At 46.4% G+C, this 24,134-nt stretch carries 22 protein-coding genes and 1 pseudogene; 11 read left to right on the top strand and 12 right to left on the bottom strand.

The features are described from left to right. Positions 1-48 precede the first annotated feature (48 nt). From BM358_RS17665 to BM358_RS26565, 4 genes are read left to right on the top strand one after another with little or no spacing between them, the layout of a single operon-like run. Positions 49-1,290 (top strand): sialidase family protein, encoded by a 1,242-nt coding sequence (locus BM358_RS17665; protein WP_028541480.1) that lies wholly within the window; start codon positions 49-51, stop codon positions 1,288-1,290. After that, entirely contained in the window at positions 1,290-2,516 is a 1,227-nt protein-coding gene (locus BM358_RS17660) for a sialidase family protein (RefSeq protein ID WP_028541481.1), read from the top strand. The genes BM358_RS17665 and BM358_RS17660 overlap by 1 nt, the downstream gene beginning before the upstream one ends. 33 nt (positions 2,517-2,549) lie before the next feature. After that, positions 2,550-3,770, top strand: coding sequence for a glycosyltransferase family 4 protein (locus BM358_RS17655; RefSeq protein WP_028541482.1), 1,221 nt, complete (start codon positions 2,550-2,552; stop codon positions 3,768-3,770). 31 nt (positions 3,771-3,801) lie between these two features. Continuing rightward, complete coding sequence (locus BM358_RS26565; RefSeq protein ID WP_167348638.1) at positions 3,802-3,975, top strand: hypothetical protein; 174 nt, start codon at positions 3,802-3,804, stop codon at positions 3,973-3,975. 87 nt (positions 3,976-4,062) lie between these two features. On the opposite strand, the gene BM358_RS17650 is transcribed toward BM358_RS26565, so the two are convergent. Together BM358_RS17650 and BM358_RS17645 are read right to left on the bottom strand one after the other, a co-directional pair. Then, a complete protein-coding gene (locus tag BM358_RS17650) occupies positions 4,063-4,458 on the bottom strand; it encodes a hypothetical protein (RefSeq protein ID WP_028541483.1) in 396 nt (131 codons plus the stop codon). A gap of 25 nt (positions 4,459-4,483) precedes the next feature. Beyond that, positions 4,484-4,831, bottom strand: coding sequence for a hypothetical protein (locus BM358_RS17645; protein WP_023990095.1), 348 nt, complete (start codon positions 4,829-4,831; stop codon positions 4,484-4,486). Positions 4,832-5,075: 244 nt separating this feature from the next. On the opposite strand from BM358_RS17645, the gene BM358_RS17640 reads away from it, so the two are divergent. The 3 genes from BM358_RS17640 to BM358_RS17630 all read left to right on the top strand — a co-directional run bounded on the left by BM358_RS17640 (position 5,076) and on the right by BM358_RS17630 (position 7,406). Next, positions 5,076-5,723 carry a DUF1796 family putative cysteine peptidase gene (locus BM358_RS17640; RefSeq protein WP_023990094.1) on the top strand — a complete coding sequence of 216 codons (648 nt, stop codon included), beginning with the start codon at positions 5,076-5,078 and terminating at the stop codon, positions 5,721-5,723. Next, entirely contained in the window at positions 5,716-6,342 is a 627-nt protein-coding gene (locus tag BM358_RS17635; RefSeq protein WP_023990093.1) for a DUF1796 family putative cysteine peptidase, read from the top strand. The genes BM358_RS17640 and BM358_RS17635 overlap by 8 nt, the downstream gene beginning before the upstream one ends. Before the next feature lie 131 nt (positions 6,343-6,473). Beyond that, a complete protein-coding gene (locus BM358_RS17630; RefSeq protein WP_023990092.1) occupies positions 6,474-7,406 on the top strand; it encodes an NAD-dependent epimerase/dehydratase family protein in 933 nt (310 codons plus the stop codon). A gap of 66 nt (positions 7,407-7,472) precedes the next feature. Here the strand turns inward: BM358_RS17630 and BM358_RS17625 are convergent, their stop codons facing one another. The 5 genes from BM358_RS17625 to BM358_RS17605 form a co-directional block, all read right to left on the bottom strand. After that, positions 7,473-7,799 carry a PTS sugar transporter subunit IIB gene (locus tag BM358_RS17625; protein WP_023990091.1) on the bottom strand — a complete coding sequence of 109 codons (327 nt, stop codon included), beginning with the start codon at positions 7,797-7,799 and terminating at the stop codon, positions 7,473-7,475. Positions 7,800-7,828: 29 nt separating this feature from the next. Further along, positions 7,829-9,265 carry a glycoside hydrolase family 1 protein gene (locus BM358_RS17620; protein WP_028541484.1) on the bottom strand — a complete coding sequence of 479 codons (1,437 nt, stop codon included), beginning with the start codon at positions 9,263-9,265 and terminating at the stop codon, positions 7,829-7,831. A 70-nt stretch (positions 9,266-9,335) separates the two neighbouring features. Beyond that, complete coding sequence (locus BM358_RS17615) at positions 9,336-10,631, bottom strand: PTS sugar transporter subunit IIC (RefSeq protein WP_028541485.1); 1,296 nt, start codon at positions 10,629-10,631, stop codon at positions 9,336-9,338. Between the two features lie 18 nt (positions 10,632-10,649). Continuing rightward, complete coding sequence (locus BM358_RS17610; protein ID WP_049828407.1) at positions 10,650-11,018, bottom strand: PTS lactose/cellobiose transporter subunit IIA; 369 nt, start codon at positions 11,016-11,018, stop codon at positions 10,650-10,652. A 122-nt stretch (positions 11,019-11,140) separates the two neighbouring features. Beyond that, on the bottom strand, positions 11,141-13,066 hold the full coding sequence (locus tag BM358_RS17605; protein WP_028541487.1) for a BglG family transcription antiterminator: 1,926 nt from the start codon (positions 13,064-13,066) through the stop codon (positions 11,141-11,143). 158 nt (positions 13,067-13,224) lie between these two features. Here BM358_RS17605 and BM358_RS17600 point away from each other — a divergent pair, with 158 nt between their 5' ends. Both BM358_RS17600 and BM358_RS17595 read left to right on the top strand, forming a co-directional pair. Continuing rightward, positions 13,225-13,623, top strand: a complete 399-nt coding sequence (locus BM358_RS17600) for an Rrf2 family transcriptional regulator (protein ID WP_023990086.1) — start codon at positions 13,225-13,227, stop codon at positions 13,621-13,623. Positions 13,624-13,736: 113 nt separating this feature from the next. After that, positions 13,737-14,642, top strand: coding sequence for an NAD(P)/FAD-dependent oxidoreductase (locus BM358_RS17595; RefSeq protein WP_023990085.1), 906 nt, complete (start codon positions 13,737-13,739; stop codon positions 14,640-14,642). A gap of 112 nt (positions 14,643-14,754) precedes the next feature. Here BM358_RS17595 and BM358_RS17590 read toward each other — a convergent pair whose 3' ends face one another. Continuing rightward, positions 14,755-15,783, bottom strand: a complete 1,029-nt coding sequence (locus BM358_RS17590; protein WP_028541488.1) for a LacI family DNA-binding transcriptional regulator — start codon at positions 15,781-15,783, stop codon at positions 14,755-14,757. A gap of 245 nt (positions 15,784-16,028) precedes the next feature. On the opposite strand from BM358_RS17590, the gene BM358_RS17585 reads away from it, so the two are divergent. Continuing rightward, on the top strand, positions 16,029-17,309 hold the full coding sequence (locus tag BM358_RS17585) for a glycoside hydrolase family 140 protein (protein ID WP_028541489.1): 1,281 nt from the start codon (positions 16,029-16,031) through the stop codon (positions 17,307-17,309). 277 nt (positions 17,310-17,586) lie between these two features. After that, on the top strand, positions 17,587-19,440 hold the full coding sequence (locus tag BM358_RS17580; protein ID WP_028541490.1) for a beta-glucoside-specific PTS transporter subunit IIABC: 1,854 nt from the start codon (positions 17,587-17,589) through the stop codon (positions 19,438-19,440). An 83-nt stretch (positions 19,441-19,523) separates the two neighbouring features. On the opposite strand, the gene BM358_RS17575 is transcribed toward BM358_RS17580, so the two are convergent. From BM358_RS17575 to BM358_RS26935, 4 genes and pseudogenes are all read right to left on the bottom strand, one after another. Then, on the bottom strand, positions 19,524-20,618 hold the full coding sequence (locus tag BM358_RS17575) for a glycosyltransferase family 4 protein (protein ID WP_028541491.1): 1,095 nt from the start codon (positions 20,616-20,618) through the stop codon (positions 19,524-19,526). Between the two features lie 51 nt (positions 20,619-20,669). Next, positions 20,670-21,764 (bottom strand): tetratricopeptide repeat-containing glycosyltransferase, encoded by a 1,095-nt coding sequence (locus BM358_RS17570; RefSeq protein WP_028541492.1) that lies wholly within the window; start codon positions 21,762-21,764, stop codon positions 20,670-20,672. A 55-nt stretch (positions 21,765-21,819) separates the two neighbouring features. After that, positions 21,820-22,911, bottom strand: a complete 1,092-nt coding sequence (locus BM358_RS17565; RefSeq protein ID WP_028541493.1) for a glycosyltransferase — start codon at positions 22,909-22,911, stop codon at positions 21,820-21,822. A 191-nt stretch (positions 22,912-23,102) separates the two neighbouring features. Continuing rightward, a pseudogene (locus BM358_RS26935) lies at positions 23,103-24,134 on the bottom strand (collagen-like protein); the annotation flags it as partial.

Here is a 24,134-nt window from a genome sequence, read left to right as displayed (position 1 = left end):
AGAAATACTTCAGGCATGTCCATTTATATAATGAAGGGAATGCTTGCGATGCCTTTGAATTTTCAGGTAACACCCAGCGGTTTGCCCAAATTTGAGCCCAGTGTCGCCGTTAATTTGTTGAATCCGAATATCGTTGTAGCTGTTGCTGTTGACTTTAGTAGCGGGCCTCCGCTGATTGGACTGTATCGTTCCTTGGACGCCGGGGCGAACTGGACTGATACTTTACTGCCAATTCCACCGGGATATACAGGAGCCGAGGCAGGAATGGTAGCCTATCTGTTCCCGAATATTTTCATCATATCCGCACATGTGTTTCCAGGAAATGAGAACGGGGCTGTTGTGATCTATCGCTCTACGGACGATGGTGCCACCTTTGATCCTCCAGTGGTCATTAACCCGGGCTATGGAGATTACATTAATAATGACTGGACCAATATTACGACGGATAATGCAGGAGCAAGTCCCTATTTAGGGCACGTCTACGTTACGTATAACCGCCAATACAACGTAGAGTTTAATGCCCGGTCTGCGGCCTTTTACCAGCGTTCTACGGATGGAGGATTGACCTGGGATCGACCGTTATTGCTTTCCAATATCCAATCCTCCACGGAGCGGCCTGAGCCTGCGGTCGACAAATATGGCAGTGTCTATGTCAGTTGGATTCGTACAGGGCCGCAGACACCGGCTTTCTTTATCCGGCGCTCCTTTGATGGAGGGGCAACTTTCAGCGGGGATATTCTTGTGTCCAATATAACGCTGGTGCCCAATCCTTTGCCCGTTCCTGGTTATGACTTTCGGATATTGAATTTCCCTAGCTTGGCCGCGGACTGCTCGGGTGTGCCTTCCACAACAAATACGCTATATGCCGTTTGGCAGGATTTTGGTCAGGGATACAGCAATATTTTATTGTCCAAATCAAGCGATTTTGGCGGTACCTGGAGTGCTCCGATCATCGTGACGGACAGCCCGCCCGGCTCGCAAAATTTCTTTCCTGCGATTTCGGTGTCGCCTAAGACGGGATTGGTCGTTGTCGTGTACTATACCAATCGCCTGGACGGCTTTAATCTGGATGTGTTCACCGCCCAATCGTCAGATGGAGGCAACACCTTTACGAACAGTCGTCTCACAACGACCTCCTTTAATCCGAATGTCGGTGGAGGCGAATCAGAGCTGATCGGCGACTATATTGATGTCGCCATCGTACCGCCGAATAGTTACATTTCCGTCTGGACGGATACGCGTACAGGCAGCCTGACGATTTTTGCTGGTGTACCGGGAGGTGGGTCCTGATGCCGAACGTACAGCTTACGCCTAACGGAAGGCTGGCGCAGGAACCGAGTGTAGCTTTCAACCTGCTCGACGGTACCATTGTGTCTGCGGCTATCGATTTTACGACAGGGCCGCCGTTGACGGTGGTATACCGTTCAGGTAACGGCGGTGTCTCCTTTACACAGCAGATTTTACCGCTGCCAGCCGGCTATGTAGGGGCGGAATCCCATAGCGTCAGCTACGGTTTTCCCAACTTGTTTGTCATAGCCTGTCACGTATTTACCGCAGACGGCTTGAGCGGTACTATCGCTACCTATGTATCCAGAGACAACGGTAATACATTTGATCCGCCCGTGATTGCCCAGCGGGGGTATGGGACATTTGTCAATAATGTTGAGGTCGGCGTGAAATTTGATACTTCTCAGGTCAGCTCCTATACCGGAAACATCTATTTATGTTATACGCATCAGTACAATCCTGACTTTTTTGGCGGATCAGTCATGTTTTTCCAGCGTTCGCAGGATGGAGGGATCACGTGGGATACACCCGTGGTGCTCACCGCTGGCTCCAATCAGATCACGCGTGGGGAAATCACCGTGAGCATTACTGGGGTGATTTATGTCGGGTACATTGTAACTAATCCGGTTAACCAATATCAGGTCATTGTGTCCTTCAATGGGGGGACAGCATTCAGTTCTTCGCTGCCTGTATCTTCTGTTGTCCCGGTTCCGAGTCCGTTGCCCGTGCCCGGGTTTGGCTTCAATGTGCTGCCGATGGCCAACATTGCGGTGGATCGCTCTACTAGCCCGAATCAGGGAACACTTTATGCGGTCTGGCAGGATAATCGGGCAGGGTATGCGGATGTGCTGCTCGCCCGTTCGGTGGATGGTGGATTAAGCTGGACTGCGCCGCAATCTGTGACAGGGGCTAGTGCAGGGGCACAGCATTTTTTCCCGGCTATTGATGTTTCACCTGTGACCGGTGTGATTAAGATCGTATATTATACCAATCAAATAACGACCTCTTTATTAGACGTATTTGTGGCCGAATCAACGAACGGAGGGAATACATTTACGAACCTCAGAATAACAGACAGCTCCTTTAATCCTAACGGGATTAGTCCCGTTCCAGTCGTTACGATTGGTAATTTTATTGATGTAACGATCGTGCCGAATAATGGATTTTTTGCGGTCTGGACAGATGCGTTATCGGGTTTCCAGCAAATTTACGGAAGCAACGGAATGTAGCTCAGCGTACGAGACAGAGGAGGTGAGGCTGTTTTGAAAATTTTGTTGGCTACGTACTGGCCGATTCCTCATTTGGGTGGCGTATGGCCCTTTATGCTGCAAATTAAACGGAGGCTGGAGCTACTGGGTCACACAGTAGACTTGATGGGGAACGGACCGGATACACCTAAGTACCATATTGTTTTTGAAGATAGGGAGCTGCTGAAGGATCAACTGCTGCCCCTGCTGCATACGAAGCTGAATGAATCGGCTGTCCCTGTATTACATTTGGATTCATGGGTGCAGACGGTGGAAAAGGATCGATACTGTATGGAGCTGGCAGCGGCGTATTTCGGGGTTGAGCAGTATGATGTTATTCACACGCAAGATGTCATTGCGACGCGTGCTCTAAGTCGGGTCAAACGTAAGGACAGTGCGTTGGTAGCGAATATTCATGGCTCGCTGGCTCGTGAAGTTATGATGGCTCTGGAGAGGGATCATGAGGAGGGTTACCGAGAGACGTTGATGTGGAAATATTATTGGGCGCTGGAGCACTATGGCGCTCTATCCGCGGATATTACCATTACGTCTACAGAATGGATGAAACAGACGCTTGTGCGTGAGTTCGAAGTGCCTGAGCAGCAGATTGCTACTTTCCAATACGGATTGGATACCGAGCACTTCTGGGAAGTCCACGCCCGGGGAACGGACATAGTACGACCTGAGGGGAAAAAAGTTATGATTTGTCCTTCACGGCTGGTCTATATCAAAGGGCTGCATTATTTAATGAGCGCTCTTGGCCTGCTGAAAGCAAATCGTACGGATTGGGTTTGCTGGATTGTCGGGGAGGGAGATAAAAGGGAAGAGCTTCAAACACAGGCGAAGGAGCTAGGGTTGGAGGAAGACGTGTTTTTTTTGGGGCATCGTGAAGATGTACCTGCTCTTTTACAATTGGCGGACCTTTTTGTCCATCCGAGCATACAGGATAATCAGCCGTTTTCGGTCATGGAGGCGCAGATTATGGGGCTTCCGGCAGTGGTATCGGATGCGGGCGGACTGCCGGAAATGGTGAAGCATGAACACACCGGACTGGTCTCCCCGGTTGGCGATGTGGAGGCACTGGCAGCTCATTTGCAGCATTTGCTGGCTCAGGATGAAGTGCGGATAGCTATGGGGAAACATGCCAAAGCATGGGGGACCGTGCATTGGTCTCTGGATGTTATGATTGAGCGACTCGTGAATATTTATGGGCAAGCGCTGAATCAAGTACGTTGAGTATGTTGATTCAACAGTTAGGAGGCAGAGCATGACTTTTCCTGTCGTTGGAGACTTGTACAACCGTATTTTTGAAATCCAGCAGTCGCACCCGGATCTGAAGGTCGATTACGCAATATGGAACCGAATTAACACCTCGTTGCCGGAAGATTATAAGCTGCCAGACGCTGACATTTTGGAACGTCTGAAACAATCCGCACCATGAGGACACAGACCCTATAAAAAGGCAGGTCGGGCTTAAAACTCCCACCTGCCTTTAGTTTATTCCAGTTCATTGTCCAACAGTTTTTTGTCAATCTTCATAAACTGAGCCTCGAATTATGAGCGGCCCCGTAACAACAGCACGGCGGTCAGCTGATTGTACGGTCAAGCAGTATACATAAGGCTCTGCCTGTTCTCCCGTTTCCTCATAGCTTAACTCTGCAAATCCCTCCTGATAACAGGAATCCTGCAACCAATCCAGCATAGGTCCCCGCTCATCATTGCGACGCAATCGAATGTCCAACTCCCCGATATCCCAGTTGAGCAGCGGATTTTCCCATGCCAAAGAGACTTCAATGACAATACGTCCTTCAGATTCACTTGCAGGAATGATTAATGTAGAGAGCACGCTCTCCTGTTCGGTGACCTGAAAAGGCAGTGCATATGTGTCTGGCTCAGCTTTGTTTTGAACTGAATATTTCAACATACCTTCTTCCTCCTCTGCCCGTTCATTAGGGTGTCACGGTAAAATGACTGGCTGTACGCTTAGCGACAATGTTCCCGTTTTCCAAAAATTCAGCCAGGATAAACAGCGTTTCCGGATTGTAAATACTCGTTACCACTCGCAGGTAAAAAGGATTTTGGGCGGTCTCCATATCCTTGAGTTCTAGCACGGAGCCAGCTTCGGGAGAAGGGTTCAATCGAAGGAGCTGCCGTCGGAAAACGCCACTGTCATTTCCCATTTCCAGCAACACATCGACGGCTCTCTTTTCACGATTGAAAAGGGTCACATGGCAGCTTTGTATGTGGGCGCTGTGGTAAGCGAGATGGTGATCGACGGTTAAAAGAAACACGGACATATGATGATGCCTCCTTGAATTCCGTTAGGTTACCAGCCTTAATATGATATGAAAAATAGCCGGGATTGGACTGGATAGTTGTACGCCTCTTTGACAAAAAGCGCATCGGTGTCCAACCCTTTTCGCCGTGCTGTGCATGTAATGTAGAGTGGAACAAACTACGGCCTGAAGTCCCTTTTCGACTACAGAAGAAGGGCCAAGCAGGATCTGAGGGAAGGGTCGTATTAAAAAAGGAGGCGCGGCTATGAGACTCGCACAGCTGGCAGGGGAATATGAAGCGGTCTTCAGTCTGGGACAAAACTGTACACCTGCCATTCAATTGGAAAAGAACCGTTTGCGGCCGTTTGCCGGGGTACTGGATTGGATGATGTCTGACACGCTGTCCGATGTGAACCGCTTGCTTGAAAATCGGTTTGCCGGATTTATGGATTTGCCTAATTTAAGTGTCGTTGGTACGAGCCAACTGAATTATATGGTCAGAGATATCGCTTATAATGTGATCTCGGTACATGATTTTCCGCAGGAACGCAATACGTCCTCAGATCTGGTGACCTATCCCGAGTTCAAGGAAAAGATAGACCGTCGTATCGAACGTTTTTTTGCAAAAACACAGATGGCGAAGCGCAGCTTGTTCGTCCGTATGCTGGGAACCTATGAAGAAGTAGAGGAACTGGAACGTATTTTGTCGGGCATGGTAGCGAATGAATTTCGTTTGTTGGTGGTGAATTGTTCCGGCGTAACGGAGTTGACGGAGGTGGATTGGCAGCTTCCGCATGTATGCTCGGTGGAAATGCCTTTTGCCGATGTATGGAATTACAAGAGTGATCCGCACTGGCGTACCCTTTTTAAAGGGATGACCTTGTCTTCGGAAAGGGGAGGGCGTCGTGCTTGAGCGGTTGCAGGGGGATTATGATGCTGTATTCAGTTTGGGTGGACATTGCTTGCCTTCCATTCAGCTGGATAAAAACGGACTGCGTCCCTATGCGGGTCCGCTGGACTGGATGATTTCCGGTAACTTGTCACAGATCAGTCGCTTGCTGGACGCCCGTTTTGCCGATTTTATGGATGTTGATAGTCTACGTGTCACGGGGCATGATTACGGCGAGCATAACTTCATGGTTGAGGATGCATCCTATGGGATTACAGCAGCACACCATTTTCCGGTTAGCCAGAATACATCGGAGCAGCTGACTTCCTACCCTGCATTCAAAACGACGCTTGATCGCCGCATTGCACGTCTACTGGACCAATTCGCGCTTGCGTCCCGTCTGCTACTGGTTCGTCTCGGGGGTAGTCGGGAGCAAGCGGTGGAACTACATGATGTGTTATTACAGAGGATTACACATGATTTTCGCTTGTTATACGTGGATTATACAGGGACTGATGGTGTGACGGAGCTGGACTGGGGGTTGGAGCGGCTGGTTTCAGTGGAGCTGCCACCTGAGGATATATGGAACGGTCAGGATGAGATGTGGCGTTATATGCTGGAAAACGTGAGACTGCATGTCTGAGGTGCTGAGATTCTAGAGACACATTATAGATTGTCTTCGGACTGTGCTTGTGCCTGCGCCAAGCTATAGGGAGTCGCATAACATGATGCGAAGGGAAGTCATATGCTTCGGTACAAAAGGAGGGTGAGCTAGTGAAGGCTTTGGTCACCGGGGGAGCCGGATTTATTGGTTCTCAGCTGGTACGTGCGCTTGCTGATTCGGGCATCAGAGTGCATGTGCTGGATAATCTGACGACCGGGAATATGGCAAATGTGGACCCGCGCGCGGTCATGCATATTGCGGATATTCGCAGCTCTGAAGCTAGGACGCTGCTGATTCGGGAAAGCCCGGATATTGTGTTTCACTTGGCCGCACAGGCGGATGTGCAGCAATCCATCCATCGACCCGATGAGGACGCGGATGTGAATGTGCTGGGGACGATTCATTTGTTGCAGGCTTGTCATGAAGCGGGTGTGTCGAAATTTATATTTGCATCCACGTCCGGTGTATATGGAGAGTTGCAAAAGCAATGTATACAGGAAGACGATCCCGTGGAGCCCATTTCAGGCTACGGACTGTCCAAGCTGACCGCAGAATCGTATATTCGACTTTTTTATCGGCTGTACGGTATGAACTATACGATTTTGCGTTATGGAAATGTGTATGGTCCCGGTCAGGCCGCGAAGGGAGAGGGTGGTGTAGTCGCTCTCTTTATGGAGCGGCTGAAAAAAGGAAGTCCCTTGCTCATTCACGGCGATGGGACACAAACCCGAGACTTTGTGTACGTCAAGGATGTAGTTCGAGCGAATATGGCGGCTATCCATGCAGCGGACCAACGTACAGTACATGTAAGTACAGGACGAACGACGTCCATTAATCGACTGGCCTACGATTTACTAAAGCTGCACGGTTCGTCTGTCCGCCCTGTGTATTCACCAGCGCGAGCGGGAGACATTCACCATAGCTGTCTTAGTAACGCAGTCGCCAGACATTGGCTTCGTTGGGAACCGCTATACGGCATTTCTGCCGGTTTACAGGAAACGTATGTGAGCAGTATGGGTTCAGGCAAAGAAGGTATGTCTTGATAAAGAGCGCGCAACTCAAGAAAGAGACTGAGGTAACTCTCAGCCTCTTTTTCATTTGAATAGCAATTAGATGTTCTCGCCAGCCAGCTTCAAGGCTTGATCTAGGACAGCTGCACCGTTTCCTCTACCATAAGCCAACGTGTCAATGACATCTACAGGGATACCATAGGGAGCTGCAATTTCGGTTACTGCCTTTTTACGCATCCGCACTTGAGGTCCGAGCAAAATAGCAATCACAGAATCTGTAACGGCTTCTAGCTCTTCCTTGATGGTGCTTTCGGGGATGGCTTCGATGTTCAGCTCTATGGATCTTGCTGTTGCTTCTTTTTTCATTTTAGAAACCAAAATGGATGTGGACATACCCGCAGCACATGCCAAAATAATTTTTTTCATATTTGAGCGCCTCCAGAATTCATTTTTAACTATTTATACTCTTCATCCAGATCAGCAATAAATGAGCGTTCCTTGATAGCGGCTTGATACCAGTAGCCGGATTTCTTCAAATGCCGACTTCGATCATTGTCAAGGTTAATTTCCACCAGTCCATAGCGGTTTTTAAAAGCATTCATGGGAGAAACGTTGTCTGTAAAGGCCCACAGCATATAACCTGTACAGTTGGAGCCCGCTTCTACAGCTTGTAATGTGTAGTATAAATGCTCAGTTATAAAGTCAATACGATAGTCGTCCTGAATAATGTGTTCCTCATTTTTGAAAGCAGCTTCATTCTCAATGCCCATACCATTTTCCGCGACAAACCACTCGATATTGTGATATTCGTTCTTGATACGCATTCCCATATCGTAAATGATTTTCGGATAAATCTCCCAGCCCCGTGACTTGTTCATTCTTTTACCCGGAAGATCAAAATGCTCATAGTAGTAAGAGGGGTGAAAGGGGGTGTTTTCGTTCCACGCTTTACTCTGTGCTTTTACCCGATGGGGATAATAGAGATTGATCCCGACGTAGTCAACGGTATTTTCCTTAATGACTGCCAGTTCTTCCGTTGTAGCTTCAAATGTAATATCATGCTTGCCCATGAGATCGAACAATTCTTGCGGGTATTCGCCTTTAATAAGCGGGTCCAGAAATACTCGATTGTAAAATAAATCATACACATGTGCCGCATACTGGTCATGAGGGGCGCTTGATCGGGCATAAGTGACTTCGGGATTCAGAATAACGCCTATTTTAGCCCCTTGCTGACTATAGTTTTTTGCTTTGAAAAGCTGTACGCATTTCGCGGTAGCCAGCGTTTTATTATAGTTCCATTGCATCCACTTCCGCGTATTTTGTTCATAGGGATAGCGAAGGGCATCTAGATAGACACGAGTCTGTACAACAATGGGCTCATTAAACGTAAACCAGTGCTTGACCCGATCGCCGTACCGTTCAAACACTTTCTCCGCATATTTTACAAACAGCTCCACCACATGCTTGGAAGACCAGCCCTCATATTTGTCCAGCAAATAGGCGGGTACCTCATAGTGTTCTAGACAAATCATCGGCTCGACTCCGCTTGCAATCAGCTCATCAATGACCCGGCCCATATAATCCGCATACGTTTCATCCACCACTACATTCTCATAATCCGTTAAGAAGCGGGACCAATTAATAGAAGTACGATAATGGGTTAAGCCAATCTGCTTCATCAGCGCAATATCTTCGGTATAGCGATTATAAAAGTCGGTTGCAACCGCGGGTCCATATCCATTGTGCCAGACATAGCGGTCATATTTGTACCATTGGTCTAGGTATGAGTCCTGACCTTCTTTTTTACCGCTCCAGCCCTCTGTCTGCCAAGCGGAAGCCGCTGCACCCATGATGAAATTCGACGGAATTTGTATCGTATGTTTAGCCATGACATGTTTCTCCTTTTCATTGTATAAAGAATACGTTTTCAATTAATTGATGTATTTCTATAGTAACGCATTATTCAGCCGTTCGCTTGTTGGCAATTTTGACGAATGGGAAATAAATGATAATGGCTACCACAATACAAATGATCTGAGTTACGACGGCGCCAATGCTTCCACCTGTAGACAGGTAGGCATTAATAATAGGCGGAGTAGTCCATGGAACCATGACGACGGCTTTACCTGCAAATCCAAGCAACGTCGAGAAGTAACCAATCGTTCCTGTGATGAGCGGAGTAATAATGAAAGGGATAGCCATCAATGGATTCAGCATAATCGGAAGTCCAAAAATGACAGGCTCATTAATATTAAACAGACCCGGACCCAATGAAAGCTTTGTTATTTCCTTCATATCTTCACGCTTGGAAGCGATCATAATACAAATCAAGAGGGCCAGCGTAATTCCTGAACCACCGATACTCATGTATACGTCCCAGAAAGGCATCGTAATAATGTTCGGAATGGGCAGTCCTTGCTCATAAGCAGTCATGTTGACGGTAATCGCGCCAAGCAGCAGGGGTTCACGAATGGGCTTTACCATTTGGTTCCCGTGAATACCGATCACCCAGAAGATTTGCGCAACCAGCATCAGCACCAGTATACCTGGCAGTCCCTGTACTACGGTCTCCAGAGGTTTTTGCACCACATTATAGACGGCATCGTACAGGTAGAGACCTGTAAACTTATGAAAAAAGAATCCAAACATTGAGAAGACAGTCACCGTAATAATGGTAGGAATGAGTGCCGAGAAAGAAACGGCCACATTGCTGGGAACACTCTCAGGCATTTTAATTTTTAGTTTATCGGACTTGCCCAGTTTGCTGTATAGCTCAACGGATAGGATGCTTATGAAAATACCTAAAAACAAGCTCTTGGTATCCGTAAATTGACGGGCTATGACGTCTGTTACCTTTTGCATGTCACCGTTAACCATCAACTCTATCGTGGTCGGTGTCACAGAGATAAAACAGATTAAAGCAAGCAAACCGGGGAAGAGATTTTTCTCACCGTTAATTTTTCCTAGCTCTAGACCAATCATGAAAATAGCCAGAATGGTAAGGATATTCAAGCTGGCATAGTTAATGCCTGAGAAAATCGGTTTGTACTCAGCCAGGAATGAGAATGGCCTAAAATGGGCCAAACCATTGACCGGGTCCATGACCATATTGGAAATCAGTACAGCAAAGGCACCGACAATAATAACGGGCATCAATGTGATAAAAGCTGATTTGATCGCTATAATATATTTAAAATTGTTGATTGCATTTGCTACCGATGTGAGGCCGTCAACCAGTTTGTCTTTGAAAGCCATAAGATAGCGCCCCTCCCTCTACGATTTCGGTACGAATTGATCAATGCGTTCATACAGGTCTACAAACTCTGAGGCCATATCACGTATGGTGATGGCATTCATCAAATGATCTTGAGCATGCACCATCATGACGGACATCTCTGTTTTTTCACCCGCTGCTTCCTTACGGATGATTCTGGTTTGAATTTTGTGGGAGGACACCAGTTCTTTTTTTGCTGAGGCTAATTCTTCTTTGGCTTCACGGAATTTCCCCGCCTTTGCAAGCTCAATCGCCTCCATGGCCGAGCTGCGTGCATTCCCTGCGTATAATATAATTTGGAATACAATCTCTGTATCATCCATGTCCTCCATGTTCACGTCGTGCTCTGTAGATTCATCATTATTCACGTGATCTTCTCTCCTTTCAATGATCCCTTCGTATGGCTATTATAATTTGGAATCGCTTTCAACATAACGCACATTATTTCCTCTTCTTAACGGAAATAAATCGTTCTTCATACTCCTCATGTTCAACAATTTTTATGCAACACTTCTATGAATTCCGTATACGATTTGCAGCGAATAAGCTGCTGGACGAGCTGTTCATTATTTAAAATATCAAGCAAAATATGATACATAGTCTGTAAATCTTCTGATTTAGTACGCTGTATGCAGAGCATACAAATAAATTGTACCGGCTTGCCGTCCCAGTCGATAGCTTTTTGTAATGTACAGATGGCCCAAAACGTAGAATCTGCGAAAGGTTCCATCGGATGCGGGATCGCGACAAAGTTGCCAAATGAAGTGGGGGAAACGGCTTCACGTTCTATTACAGATTGCAGCAGGGGGCCTTTTACAAGATCTGCTTCGTGTATTTTTTCGGCTATAAATTCAAGCACTTGGAGTTTGTTCTCAAACTTCTGCTGAAGAAAGACCAATTTTTTTCGTACATACTGCACAGCAGGAAGTCTGGCCTCAGAAATGGCTTGCTCAATTTTAGTAATATCGGAACCGCCTAAAAATGTATTCACATGGATCATGGGGATAGAAAGCGGTTCTGAAATGGGGATCGTGCTAATAACAAAGTCCAGTGTATCCAACGGCATTTGTTTCAGCTTATAAAATTCAGTGGTTCCCACGATATCCAACCTGGAACCGAAGACCGATTGAAGCTTGTAATACAGCAGCTTAGCGCTACCGAGTCCAGAAGCACATACGATCATACATCTTTTGGGCGCGTCCTCCATTTTCTTTCTTTCCATCGCGACTCCGATATGAATGGCTAAATACCCAATTTCATTTTCCTCGATGTGTATATGAAGCCGCTGCTTGATGACTTCCGCAGCAATGATACCTGCTTCAAAGGCAAGCGGGTAATTGGCTTTGATTTCATCCAGCATAGGATTACGCAAATTCATTCCGTATTGATAGCGGTTAATCACCGGTTTGAGGTGAAGGCAAAAAGCAATCAGCAATTCTTGATCGTTTTGAATGTTCATTTTCAACTGCTGATCAATTTGGTCCAGTATTTCAATAGTCAGTTCGTAGATATCTTTATCAATGATCTTTTTAATCTCCACTTCATCCATACGGGCACTAACGACGGTCCTTATACCCAACAGGTGAACAGCAATGTACGCAACTTCAACAAGTGGAAAGGAGTACTTCATGTTTTGTTCCAAGGCGGATACGATCTCAGTCGCCACCCTAAACTCTTTTTGCGCTTCGATTTTTTTCATCTCCTGAGGATAATACGAAACATACCTTTCTTCGCGAATACGCTTACATGCTATAGCAATATGAATGACCAGATTGTTCAGGGCAATGTCCGACAGCTGAATATCATTGATCTCAATACGATCCAGAATCACTTCTCTTATGAATTCCATCTCTTCGTTAGAGATCAGAGGAGGGGGGGACATCTGCTGGTTGCCTATTTCATCTATCCTATTAAATATATAGTCGGAAATGCAATAACGCAGCCTGGCCTCATTACCTTTGACTCGAATACCATGATAGGGTCTATTCTCCAGGGAAAGTCCGTAAGTTGCCAATAACTTGCGTAGTTCTTTGAGGTCATTCTGTAAAGTAGATCGACTAACATACAGGATCTCGGCTAAATCATCAAGTTTGACATATGCATTGGTAAGCAGCAGCTTTTTCATTAAAAAACGATTTCTGGCGTCAGAAGAATTCGCTAATGGATAGGGTACATTATTTTCATAATTCTTTAATTGCTTCAGCAGTTGATGAAATGCTTGTTCGTCCCGAACCTCTAACTTGTAGCCTGTTCCTTTAAGGGGTTTAACTGCTGCTCCATGTTTTGACAACAGCGCACCCAATTCCTTTAAATCCGTTCGTATCGTTCGAGAAGATACCTTTAATGCATTTGCCAAGTGTTCTCCATTGACCATCTGTTCAGCAATCAATATACGAAGAATATCAAAAATACGCACAACGAGCCCCCTTTCTTAGCTGTTCTGATGAACAGTATACAACGGTTAGAGCGTAACCAAAAGAAGGGTTGACAACAGCGTAAATCCTAGATGACCTTGACACACCAGCAGATTCAGAGATATAGTAGACACAATAAGTCTTTGATTGAGGTGTAGTTATGAAATTTACAAAAGCTACAAATTATGCACTGCACACCATGCTCATGCTCGTTGCTGATTCGTCGGTTAAGCCGGTAGGTGTTCAGCAATTGGCCGAATCCCAAAATGTTTCACCAACTTATCTTTCAAAAATTTTGACGAGGCTTGTGAAGGCTGGAATGATCGAATCCGTTTCTGGAGCCAATGGAGGCTATCGCCTATCCCGTCATAAAGATGATCTTACTTTTTTGGATATTATCCATGCCATTGAAGGTACGAATTCTTTGTTTGAATGTGATTTTGTCCACGGATCTGAGTGCCTGATTCAAACTGTAATGAGGGAAGCAGAGGAGAAAATGGAACGACATCTTAAAAATACGAAATTGGTCGATTTGGCGCAAAAGCAAACGCAAGTTTAAAAGTAAGCGACTTTATATAGAAAGAGGGTGGTTGCCAGTTATGTAAAGCGTTTTTTTTGGTTTTATTACAGATATAAAGAGTCTTTAATATCTTCGAAAAGGAGTTGGGTGTTATGCTGTACGATTGCGCTATTATTGGTGGAGGGCCCGCCGGATTGAATGCAGCCCTCGTGCTGGGCAGGGCAAGAAGAAATGTGGCTTTGATTGATAATAATCGGCCCAGAAATGCGGTTACGCATGCGTCGCATGGTTTTATTACGAGAGACGGCGTAACGCCAGCCGAGTTCCGCCGTGTAGCTTATGAGGAAGTGCTGCGTTATCCGTCTGTCCATCATCTGCAAACCGAGGTTGTTTCAATTACGAAAAACGAATCCGGATTTGAGGTGCTTGATTCGTCAGGCCTTCGCGTTCAAGCGCGAAAATTGATATTAGCGACGGGCGTAAAGGAGATATTCCCCGAGATCGAAGGTTTTTATCCGTTATACGGGAAAAGTCTGTTTAATTGCCCTTATTGCGACGGCTGGGAGTTGCGGGATCAACCGCTTGTCCTTGTCTCTGAATCGGCGGCTATATTTCATACAGCCAAACTACTCCTTAACTGGAGTAAGGATTTGATCGTATGTACGAACGGTCATGCATCCCTGTCGGATGAGCAAAAAGAACGGCTTCAATCCAAGGGAATTGTGGTAATGGAGCAACCTGTTGCGGCGTTCATCGGTCACAATGGAAAGCTGGAGCATGTGCGCTTTACGGATGGCACTCAAGTCCCGAGGGTCGGCGGTTTTGTGTCTCCCCAGTTTGTACAAAGTGCACCGTTTGGAGAACGTTTGGGCTGTGAAAGAACGGAGTCGGGCGGGATCAAGACGGATGAAGCGGGGAGAACCTCCATACCCGGTGTATATGCTGCCGGGGATTCTTCGTACTTCATGCCTTCTCAGTTGATTTTTGCTGCGGCCGACGGCAGTCGAACCGCTGCGAGCGTAAATATGGATTTGACAGAGGAAGATTTCAGCGAATGACGAGAAATTGGAATGTCTAATATGGAATCCGATGATAGAAAAGGCCGCCAACATGGCGGCTTTATTCTAAAATCATAGAGAGAGCAAGCAATAATAAACCAATGATCATAGGTCATTCTGTGGCTAAACAAGATCTTCTTTCAATAACCTCTGTATTCACAAGAACCTGAGTATGATGCCTCTGATGATTGTTATGCCTCTCCATAAGCAAGTTTACAGCAGTTCGGGCCAAAATATCCTTTTTCACATGAATGGTTGTGAGTTCCGGGCTAATGACCTTGGCCTCATGAATATTATCAAATCCCATGACGGAAATTTGTTCAGGCACTCGAATGTTCATTTCCTGAAACGTTTTAATTGCACTGATCGCCATATAATCATTTTCGCAAAATAGGGCTGAAGGTAGCTCATTCAATTCATGAATAGCTGTTTTAAATGCGTCCTGTGACATTACAAGCATGGGATGCATATCAAATATAAGCCCATTTTCTATGGAAAGATTGTGCTCCTCTAAAGCTGCCATAAACCCTTCCTTTCGTTTTTTAAAGTTAAGAATTCTGGTACTGGATTGTACGTATCCTATCTTTCTGTGTCCTGACTGAATTAAATATTGGCCTGCCTGATATCCACCAAGATAGTTGTTAATAGATACGAAACTGGCGTCGACGTGTTCAAAGTAGGTATCTAAAATCACGATATTGGAATGAATGGATTGTATAGAATGAATAATCTCGGAAGTTAAATTGGTGCCAAGCAGAAGTATGCCTGAAGAAGGCTGATCTTTTTCCAAAATAGATAATTCTTCTTCGAGGCTATGGCTATCAAAAGACGAAAAAATCAAGGTGTTTCCATGTTCTCTCACCTGATTGGTAATATGATGAATTAATTCATTGAAAAATGGAAGTGAATCATAATGCTCTGTTACAATGTCTGTATTTTTACAGGCCACAAAGCGTATCACATGATGATTTTTAATGACTTCCTTGCTTGTCTTCATGGTGCGTGGTTTATATCCATGCTCTTGGGCTATTTTTAGAATTTGCTCCTTGGTTTCTTCACTGACTCCGGGTTTGTTATTAAAAGCAAGAGAGACAGCAGATTTCGAAACACCTGCAAGCCTTGCAATATCATCAATTTTCAATGTAGAACCCCCTATTGAACTAAACTACATAAATTATATCATTACTCTACAAGAAAGTTTAGATTATAAACTAAACTAAACTAAATAAATGAAAAGAAAAAAATGTTGACCTTTTATTATTTATAGTGTTAATATGCAAGTGTAAAGCGCTTTAATTTAGTTTATTTGCGAAAAAACATATAAATTTAGTTGTTTATTTTAGTTTTTTGTTTAGGGGAATTTGTGAATGTAGCAAGAAAGGAAAGGTGATTCATTTGAGTTTAAACATTGCTGAAAATCAAAGAAGTTTTACAAAAGAGGACAAACCTTTTTTTTATTTGGCAGATACGGTTTGGAGTGTATTTACCAACGCGACGATAGAGGAGTGGAACGATTATCTTGACTATCGGAAGATGCAAGGTTTCAATGTGTTGCAAATCAACATGCTCCGACAATGGGACGCAAGTGAATCGGATCTGAATCTACAGCCGTTTGCATTACTGGAAAATGGGGATTTCGACTACCATACATTAAACGAAGCTTATTTTGACCGGGCAGAAATCATGTTGAAAATGGCTGTAGAGCGTGGATTTGTTCCGGCACTGGTTCTGTTGTGGTGTAACTATGTACCGGATACATGGGCCGAAATGTTCCAAAAGGGTAACAAAATGCCATTTGAATGCGTTGAACCCTATGTAACGTACGTCGTAAACCGTTTTTCTCCATTTGATCCTATTTTTCTGGTTAGCGGGGATAGTGATTTTCCGACTGAACGCGCCAATTCCTATTATTTAAAAGCACTGGACATTGTACAACAATTAAGCCCTGCAAGCTTAACTACGCTGCATATTCAAGGGAGATTGAGAGAAATTCCTCCAGCCTTTGAGAAACACAAGGGTCTTGGATTCTATATGTATCAATCAGGACATAACTCCCAGTTTCAACATGTAGCCCATGAGATTGCTCAACATTTCTATCATAAGCCGGATATACGGCCTGTCATTAATGGGGAGCCATGTTATGAACAAATTAGTTACAGCCGCAATGTGTATGGCAGATACACTGCACTGGATGCCAGAAAAGCAGCATGGCAAAGTCTCCTTGCAGGCGGGGGAGCGGGAATTACCTACGGGGCGCATGGCATTTGGAGCTGGCACAAGAAAGGAAAGAAATTCGGCATTGTAGAAGGGGAAGGATTCGATAGTCCCTACGATTGGAGAACCGCATTGCGATTTGAAGGTGCGTGGGATTATTCCTTTATTAAATATTTGTTTGAAATGTATAACCTTATCGGCATAAAGCCGCTAGATATTGTTTTAAACAAGACAGAGGAAATTAGAGCTGCGGGGAACGAGAATACCCTTATCTTGTATGTCCCGGTTAACACGAAGGTGCGACTAAGTATCAACGTGCAGGATTACAAGTTTACAACGATTGATTTAGCCGGGAAGCGGTTTGCCCAAACTGACGTGTCCGTCCAAAAGGATCAATCGGTGCTAGACATGCACAGCTTTGAAAGTGATGTTGTCATCATCGGAACGAAATAAAAACAGAGAAGAATGTGGATGGAGTGAAGCAACATGTGGAAAATCGGCGTTATTGGAACGGGATATTGGTCGGAAAAACATATAAAAGCATGGCAGTTTATCTCGGATGCAGAAATCAAAGGATTTTGTGATCGAAATTAAGATTTACTTTTTCAAAAAGCAGCTCAATTCCATATACCTACTGAATTGGGATAAGTGCCGTAATTGTCGCAGTTATAGCACATCCAGCTACTACGGATAGAATAATAGAAAGCGCATCCAAGAAGGAGTGAACATGATGGATCATAAAAAAACAGCCAAAGAAGTATTAAGTGCCGTGGGCGGAAATGAAAATGTGAACAGTGTCATTCACTGTGTCACTCGATTGAGATTTAAACTGAAGGATAATCTATTGCCAGATAAAGAAAAGATCAAGCAGATTGACGGTGTCATTACCGTTGTGGAAAGTGGTGGCCAATTTCAGGTGGTCATCGGAAATGAGGTTCCCAAAGTATACGAAGCTCTTTTGGATACAATGGGAGTAAAGCATGGAGATCAAATGGTTGAAGACGATCAAAAAAATGAAAAAGCGAGCCTATTTAGCCGCTTTGTCGATGTAATTTCAGGTGTGTTTATGCCCGTTGTGGGTGTGCTCGCTGCTGTGGGGATTCTAAAAGGACTATTGGCTTTATGCACATCCCTGGGCTGGATGACTGATCAGATGGGCACGTATAAAATTTTATATGCGACAGCAGATGCTATGTTTTATTTCTTTCCGGTTATTCTAGGGTTTTCAGCAGGTAAAAAATTTGGAGGAAACCCGTATCTGTCTGCCGTTTTGGGAGCAGCGATGGTGTACCCGACCATTACTTCCGCCTTTACGGATAAAACGGCGCTGTCCTTTTTGACTATACCTGTCGTTCTGATTAATTATACTTCTTCTGTTATACCGATCATTATTGGAGCGTTCTTGGCAACTAAGGTCGAAAAAATGATAAGTAAGTATGCACCTGCCTCCATTAAAATGTTCATAGTGCCTTTTCTGACTTTGGTCATCATATCACCGCTTGTTTTTCTGGTTGTCGGTCCGATAGCAACTATAATCAGCGATGGGTTAGCCAAAGGCTCTATGTGGATTTATCAGTTAAGTCCGGCTGTAGCTGGCCTCGTTCTGGCCGGGTTCTGGCAGGGCATCATTATCTTCGGTCTGCATTGGGCATTCATTCCAATTCTCCTGAATAATGTAGTTACGAATGGTTTTGATCCGATTAACGGTATGCTTTTCTGTACGACTTTTGCGCAAACAGGTGCGGCATTTGCCATCGCTTTGAAATCACGGGACCCTAAATTAAAACCCATTGCCACTTCTGCCACAATTGCGGGTTTGATGGGGGTTACTGAACCAGCTATTTACGGGGTTACGCTACCCGCCAAGAAACCGTTTATTTTAGCCTCGATCGCTGGAGGTATAGGAGGAGCTGCAGCAGGCTTACTCGGCTCAACGGCATATGGATTTGCTTCGGGCGGCATTTTTGGTATCCCTCTATTCATTAATCCAAAAGGCATGGATGCAGGCTTCATCGGCTTTATCATATCTTTGGTTGTAGCTTTTGTAGTCGCATTTATTCTGACCTATCTTTTCGGTTATAAAAATGCAAAACCTGCGTCTGAGATTAAAATTGCAGATGAAAACAAAGAAGAAGAAAAAGCGGTATTCAGTCCTCTACACGGTGAATTGATTCCTTTAACTGCAGTAAAAGATGAAGCTTTTTCCAGCGGTGCGATGGGCCAGGGGGCCGCAATTATTCCGAAAGAAGGAGTAGCCTATGCGCCATTTAACGGAACTGTTGTTACCGTTTTCAAAACCAAGCATGCCATCGGGCTTATTTCTGAGGATGGAGTTGAACTGCTCATTCACATTGGAATTAATACGGTCAGCTTGAAAGGAAAACATTTCACTTCCTTTGTATCTGAAGGGGATACGATTCAAAAAGGGGACAAGCTGGTTGAATTTGATCCCAAGGCTATAGAGGATGAAGGATATGATATTACCACATCCGTCATTGTAACCAATACAGCCGTGTACACGGATATTTTAGTTGAAGATCCCAAGGATATTCATGCAGGAGACCGCTTACTAAAGATTAGATAGATTCCAATATTCAAGAATAAAAGGCAAGTTAAAGCTGACGATGGCCCGTATATAAAAAGGGTTGTCGTCAGCTGTTTTTTTAGTTACCTCACACCCAGCGTGTTCATCATCTGCCGGAAGGAGCGCACATATTTGTCTGGTGCCAACAGGTTAACGATTCGCTCCAGCCCTTTTCTGCGGATAGATTCGCGTTGAGGTACGTTGTTCATCAGGTCTAGTCCTTGCAGTATCGCCTGCAAGATGTCTCCCTGCTGATAAAATTTACCGGTTTCGTTGTGGTCAATGAATGCTCGTACTCCGTCTGAATCAGAGCTTAGTACCGGGCAACGACAGGCCATCGCCTCAGCAACCGCATAGCCGAAGCCCTCCACCAGCGAGGTCGATAGCAGGTAGCCGCCTGAGTCGCCAATCATGGAGTAATACAGGGGCATTTTGGCATGAGGCACGCTTTTAAAGCGCTCGATAATTGAGGACATGCCAAGCTGAGCAAGCATGTTCTCGAATTGTATTTTATCCTCCGGCTGAGACAAGGTGTCATCATAAAACATCCAGATTCGAAGATCCGCACGGTTTTGCAGCATCCAGTAAGAAATGTCGACAAAATGCCTCCAGTTCTTGTTGGGCTCCAATCGCCCAACCCAGGCAATAATCGGATTGGTTGGAGGAGTGTTAGGTACATAATTAAATACGCTGGTATCCAGTACGTTTGGAAACACGTAGCGATTAAGCCATGGACACATGCTGGAGAATAAATTCACTAAATGAGTCGTATCTGGCAGGAGCACCGCATCGGCGTACTTTTGAAGATACGGAGCCGCATCCGCGACTACCCATGCCGCTTCCTCGTGTGGGCCAAAGCCTTGCGATTCATAGATTAATACCCCCTGATAGCCCAACATTCGCAGTCTGGGGAGCATGGGATAGTCCGAAGAGACGATAATTGCATCATAGCGATGAGCCTCCACCAGTTTTCGAATTTCTTCTTCAGAAGAGGTCATGAACACTGGAATATCGCCGTGTAGGTTTTGCATCCCGGTCCCCTGCTGATAATAGAGAAGGTGACACTCAATCCCGTCCTGCATGAGCACTTTACAGCGTTGGCGGTTCAAGGTTTCCACACCGCCGCTGGGTATATAAAAAGTAAATAGAACTTTGATCTCAATAACCTCCTTTGCCAAACGCAAGCTCCTATACCAAGTTATTCAACCCACAGGACGGGGTGTGGGTTTCTATGGAAGCCTGGATTGAATCAGCGCATAATTATGGCTAAGGCGAGGGTCTTCCGGGGAGCGCTCTGTTGCTTCTCTCGCAAATTCACAAGCTTTGTGTAAAAGGCCTAACTCGTAGCAAGCGAGGGCACCAAGATCATACAGTGTGGCGTCCCAGCAAAAATCCTCTTGCATGTACGTATCCGGTCGTGTTGAAATACGTAACGCTTCTTCAACCATATGATAGACAGCGGACCAGTTCCGTGTATGATAGGCCAGCTGAGCCATTTCCGTGTAAGGTTCACGTAAATACGGTGCTTCCGCAATAGCCCGGTATAACCAACGTGTTGCCTCCTGCCATTGTTCACTTGCTTTATAGGCTCTAGAAATAAAGCGCATCGAAGCGCTGCGTTCATCTGCCCAGCGTGCCTGCGGCATGGCAAGATGTTGTTGCAGTGTAGCAATGCACTCGTCCCAACGGCCATGATACATATATTCCCGCCCCAAGTAATGCATGTTGCGGTCATCCTCAGGAAACTCGCGCACAGACTGCTCCAGCAGTGGAAGGTATTGGCTGCGGGACTTGTGCGGATCGGGATCATGATACAAGCGTAGCTGGTCGGATCGGATGCTGCGTTCTTCACCCTTCCCGATATATTCAAGCACCTCGTGAACCGGGCGTACCCAGCGGTAACCGTGACGAGTGTGTATTTTTTCTTTCCAGAACCATGTATAAACGGTATCTTGCCCAGGCTGTCCATGTGTAAAGGCATATAGCATCCGGGTAGTTCCTTCCCTCCAGTTGCGTTCCAGCCGCGACCGCCAACCTTCCTCCCAGACTTCGTCCAGATCCGTACAGACACAAATATCTATATCGTCAGGGACCAGCCGTAGGGACTCATTGCGAGCCTTGTCAAAACGCCAAGGAGTTACCTGGATACGATGCACCTCTGCACCCGCTTCGCGTAGCAGAGAAACGGTATCGTCTGTAGAGCCGGTGTCCGCTACAATGACAACATCGGCTTCACGCATGCTGTGCATCCATCGTTTGGCGAATCGGGCTTCATTTTTGCTAATGGCATAGACAGCTATCTTGTACCGATTCGATTGATGCATTCCGCTTGCTCCTCCTTTGACTTACTAAAAGATTGAGGGGGGTATGGGGGACACTTTATTGGGGAGGATTCAGGATTGAGCTGAAAAATTGTCGATTATGCAGGATATGCGGGTCGTTGGGAATATACGTGGCAGCTTGCTCGTTGTGCCAATTCGCACGTGTGTAATCCTTCAGCCGAAAATGGCAAATGCATAGCTGGATATGAGGAAACCACGTTTGGTACGCGTCCTGTACTGGGCCCATCGTGTCGGGAGGATTGAGAGTGGTAGCCATGTCGTACCAATAAATAGCTTTGGTGATCTCATTTTTATGCAAAAAATAATGACCTATCCGACAGCATAGATCTGCCCTGGGTGTATCGAAGGTCAAACTATGGAGAGCCGCGGTAATACTTTGCTCCAGCTTGCCCAGTTGTTGCAGGCAGTCAGCCATTTTGCTACATGCACTAATCGCGTCCTCTACCCAGCATTGTCCGGTATCCAGAAAATCCCGGTAAGTCTGCACGGCCTGCTCATATTTTTTATTGTCTCTTAACTCGTTAGCGTAATAGTAAAGGTCACGAGGAGAGAAGACATGACCTTGGGAGAGCAATTTCTCATAAATTCGCAGGTTTCGCCCTGGAGAGGCCGTGTGTGTTCTAGTGTGAGTTATGGCGATATCGGCATGTTGAATATTCCCGTCAACGGCGAGGTACTCATGCACGGCTCCATGCCAACGGAACCCGGCTGACCTTCGGATCAAGCGGTTTCGGCGAAAATGTAGGGTGACATTGCCATGATCATCAAAGCCATAATGATAATTCATAGACACGGAATCGACGGTTGGTACGGCTGAGGAATCAAGGGTTTGCTTCAGCTCAAGCAGCTTGACGGCATCCTGCTCCTTCAAAATATCATCGGCATCAAGCCAGAGAATGTACTCCTGCGTAGCTTGCTCAAACGAATAGTTACGTGCAAGGGCAAAATGATCTACCCATTCAAATGGAAAAATTCGATCTGTAAAGTTGCGACATATGTCAATGGTCCGATCCTGTGAACCTGTGTCCACGATATTGATCTCATCCACAATATGATGGACCGATTCCAGGCAACGGCCAATGGTATGTTGATCATTTTTGACGATCATGCACAGGCTGATACTGATCAATTGAGCATCACTCCTTTGGGAACCATTTAAGGATTCCGATCAAACATAAAGTTGGATTTAAAAGAGGTCTGATTTATAGAAGCCCTGCCGCAATCGCGGCAGGGCATGGATGACAAAGCCTTAACATGCTGTGCGGCTTTGTCGATAAGGTATGGTACATCGCTTAAAAATGATGTGACAGAAAAAGGAGGTTAGAGTCCGGTAGGCCCCGTAGGTCCAGTCGGCCCTGTAGGTCCGGTAGGTCCAATCGGTCCTTCTGGGCCTGTGTCTCCTGTTGGTCCAATCGGTCCAGTCGGCCCTGTAGGTCCAGTAACACCAGTGTCCCCCGTGGCGCCAGTAGGCCCGACAGGTCCGGTAACGCCAGTGTCGCCTGTAGCGCCAGTAGGCCCGATAGATCCGGTAACGCCAGTGTCCCCCGTGGCGCCAGTAGGTCCGACAGGTCCGGTAGCACCAGTGTCACCCGTAGCACCAGTAGGTCCAGCAGGTCCGGTAGCACCTGTATCACCCGTGGCACCAGTAGGTCCGACAGGGCCAGTAGCACCAGTGTCGCCTGTGGCGCCAGTAGGCCCGACAGGTCCGGTAAATCCAAGGCCGAATGGTCCGGTAGGTCCAGTCGGCCCTGTAGGTCCCGTGTCGCCCGTAGGTCCGACAGGTCCAGTAGCGCCTGTGTCGCCAATAGGCCCGATCGGTCCGATTGGTCCAGCAGGTCCGGTAACACCAGTGTCCCCCGTGGCGCCTGTAGGTCCGACAGGTCCGGTAGCACCTGTGTCACCCGTGGCACCAGTAGGTCCGACAGGTCCAGTAACACCAGTGTCACCCGTAGCGCCCGTGGGCCCGACAGGTCCGGTAGCACCTGTGTCGCCCGTGGCTCCCGTAGGCCCGACAGGTCCGGTAGCACCTGTGTCACCCGTGGCACCAGTAGGTCCGACAGGTCCAGTAACACCAGTGTCACCCGTAGCGCCCGTGGGCCCGACAGGTCCGGTAGCACCTGTGTCGCCCGTGGCTCCCGTAGGCCCGACAGGTCCGGTAGCACCTGTGTCACCCGTGGCACCAGTAGGTCCGACAGGTCCAGTAACACCAGTGTCACCCGTAGCGCCCGTGGGCCCGACAGGTCCGGTAGCACCTGTGTCGCCCGTGGCTCCCGTAGGCCCGACAGGTCCGGTAGCACCTGTGTCACCCGTGGCACCAGTAGGTCCGACAGGTCCAGTAACACCAGTGTCACC

The organism is Paenibacillus sp. cl130 (assembly GCF_900116035.1).
Classification (GTDB): Bacteria; Bacillota; Bacilli; order Paenibacillales; family Paenibacillaceae; genus Paenibacillus; species Paenibacillus polymyxa_B.
The sequence above is the reverse complement of the archived record's forward strand: the minus strand, read 5'-3'. Positions and strand labels throughout refer to the sequence as shown.

Excerpts from the sequence above, each read along its gene's own strand:
- BM358_RS17615 (WP_028541485.1), bottom strand. The coding sequence starts at position 10,631 with ATGGCTTTCAAAGACAAACTGGTTGACGGCCTCACATCGGTAGCAAAT.
- BM358_RS17625 (WP_023990091.1), bottom strand. The coding sequence starts at position 7,799 with ATGAAAAAAATTATTTTGGCATGTGCTGCGGGTATGTCCACATCCATT.
- BM358_RS17660 (WP_028541481.1), top strand. The coding sequence starts at position 1,290 with ATGCCGAACGTACAGCTTACGCCTAACGGAAGGCTGGCGCAGGAACCG.
- BM358_RS17645 (WP_023990095.1), bottom strand. The coding sequence starts at position 4,831 with ATGTCCGTGTTTCTTTTAACCGTCGATCACCATCTCGCTTACCACAGC.
- BM358_RS17640 (WP_023990094.1), top strand. The coding sequence starts at position 5,076 with ATGAGACTCGCACAGCTGGCAGGGGAATATGAAGCGGTCTTCAGTCTG.
- BM358_RS17570 (WP_028541492.1), bottom strand. The coding sequence starts at position 21,764 with ATGCATCAATCGAATCGGTACAAGATAGCTGTCTATGCCATTAGCAAA.
- BM358_RS17665 (WP_028541480.1), top strand. The coding sequence starts at position 49 with ATGCCTTTGAATTTTCAGGTAACACCCAGCGGTTTGCCCAAATTTGAG.
- BM358_RS17580 (WP_028541490.1), top strand. The coding sequence starts at position 17,587 with ATGGATCATAAAAAAACAGCCAAAGAAGTATTAAGTGCCGTGGGCGGA.
- BM358_RS17595 (WP_023990085.1), top strand. The coding sequence starts at position 13,737 with ATGCTGTACGATTGCGCTATTATTGGTGGAGGGCCCGCCGGATTGAAT.
- BM358_RS17600 (WP_023990086.1), top strand. The coding sequence starts at position 13,225 with ATGAAATTTACAAAAGCTACAAATTATGCACTGCACACCATGCTCATG.
- BM358_RS17650 (WP_028541483.1), bottom strand. The coding sequence starts at position 4,458 with ATGTTGAAATATTCAGTTCAAAACAAAGCTGAGCCAGACACATATGCA.
- BM358_RS26565 (WP_167348638.1), top strand. The coding sequence starts at position 3,802 with ATGACTTTTCCTGTCGTTGGAGACTTGTACAACCGTATTTTTGAAATC.
- BM358_RS17620 (WP_028541484.1), bottom strand. The coding sequence starts at position 9,265 with ATGGCTAAACATACGATACAAATTCCGTCGAATTTCATCATGGGTGCA.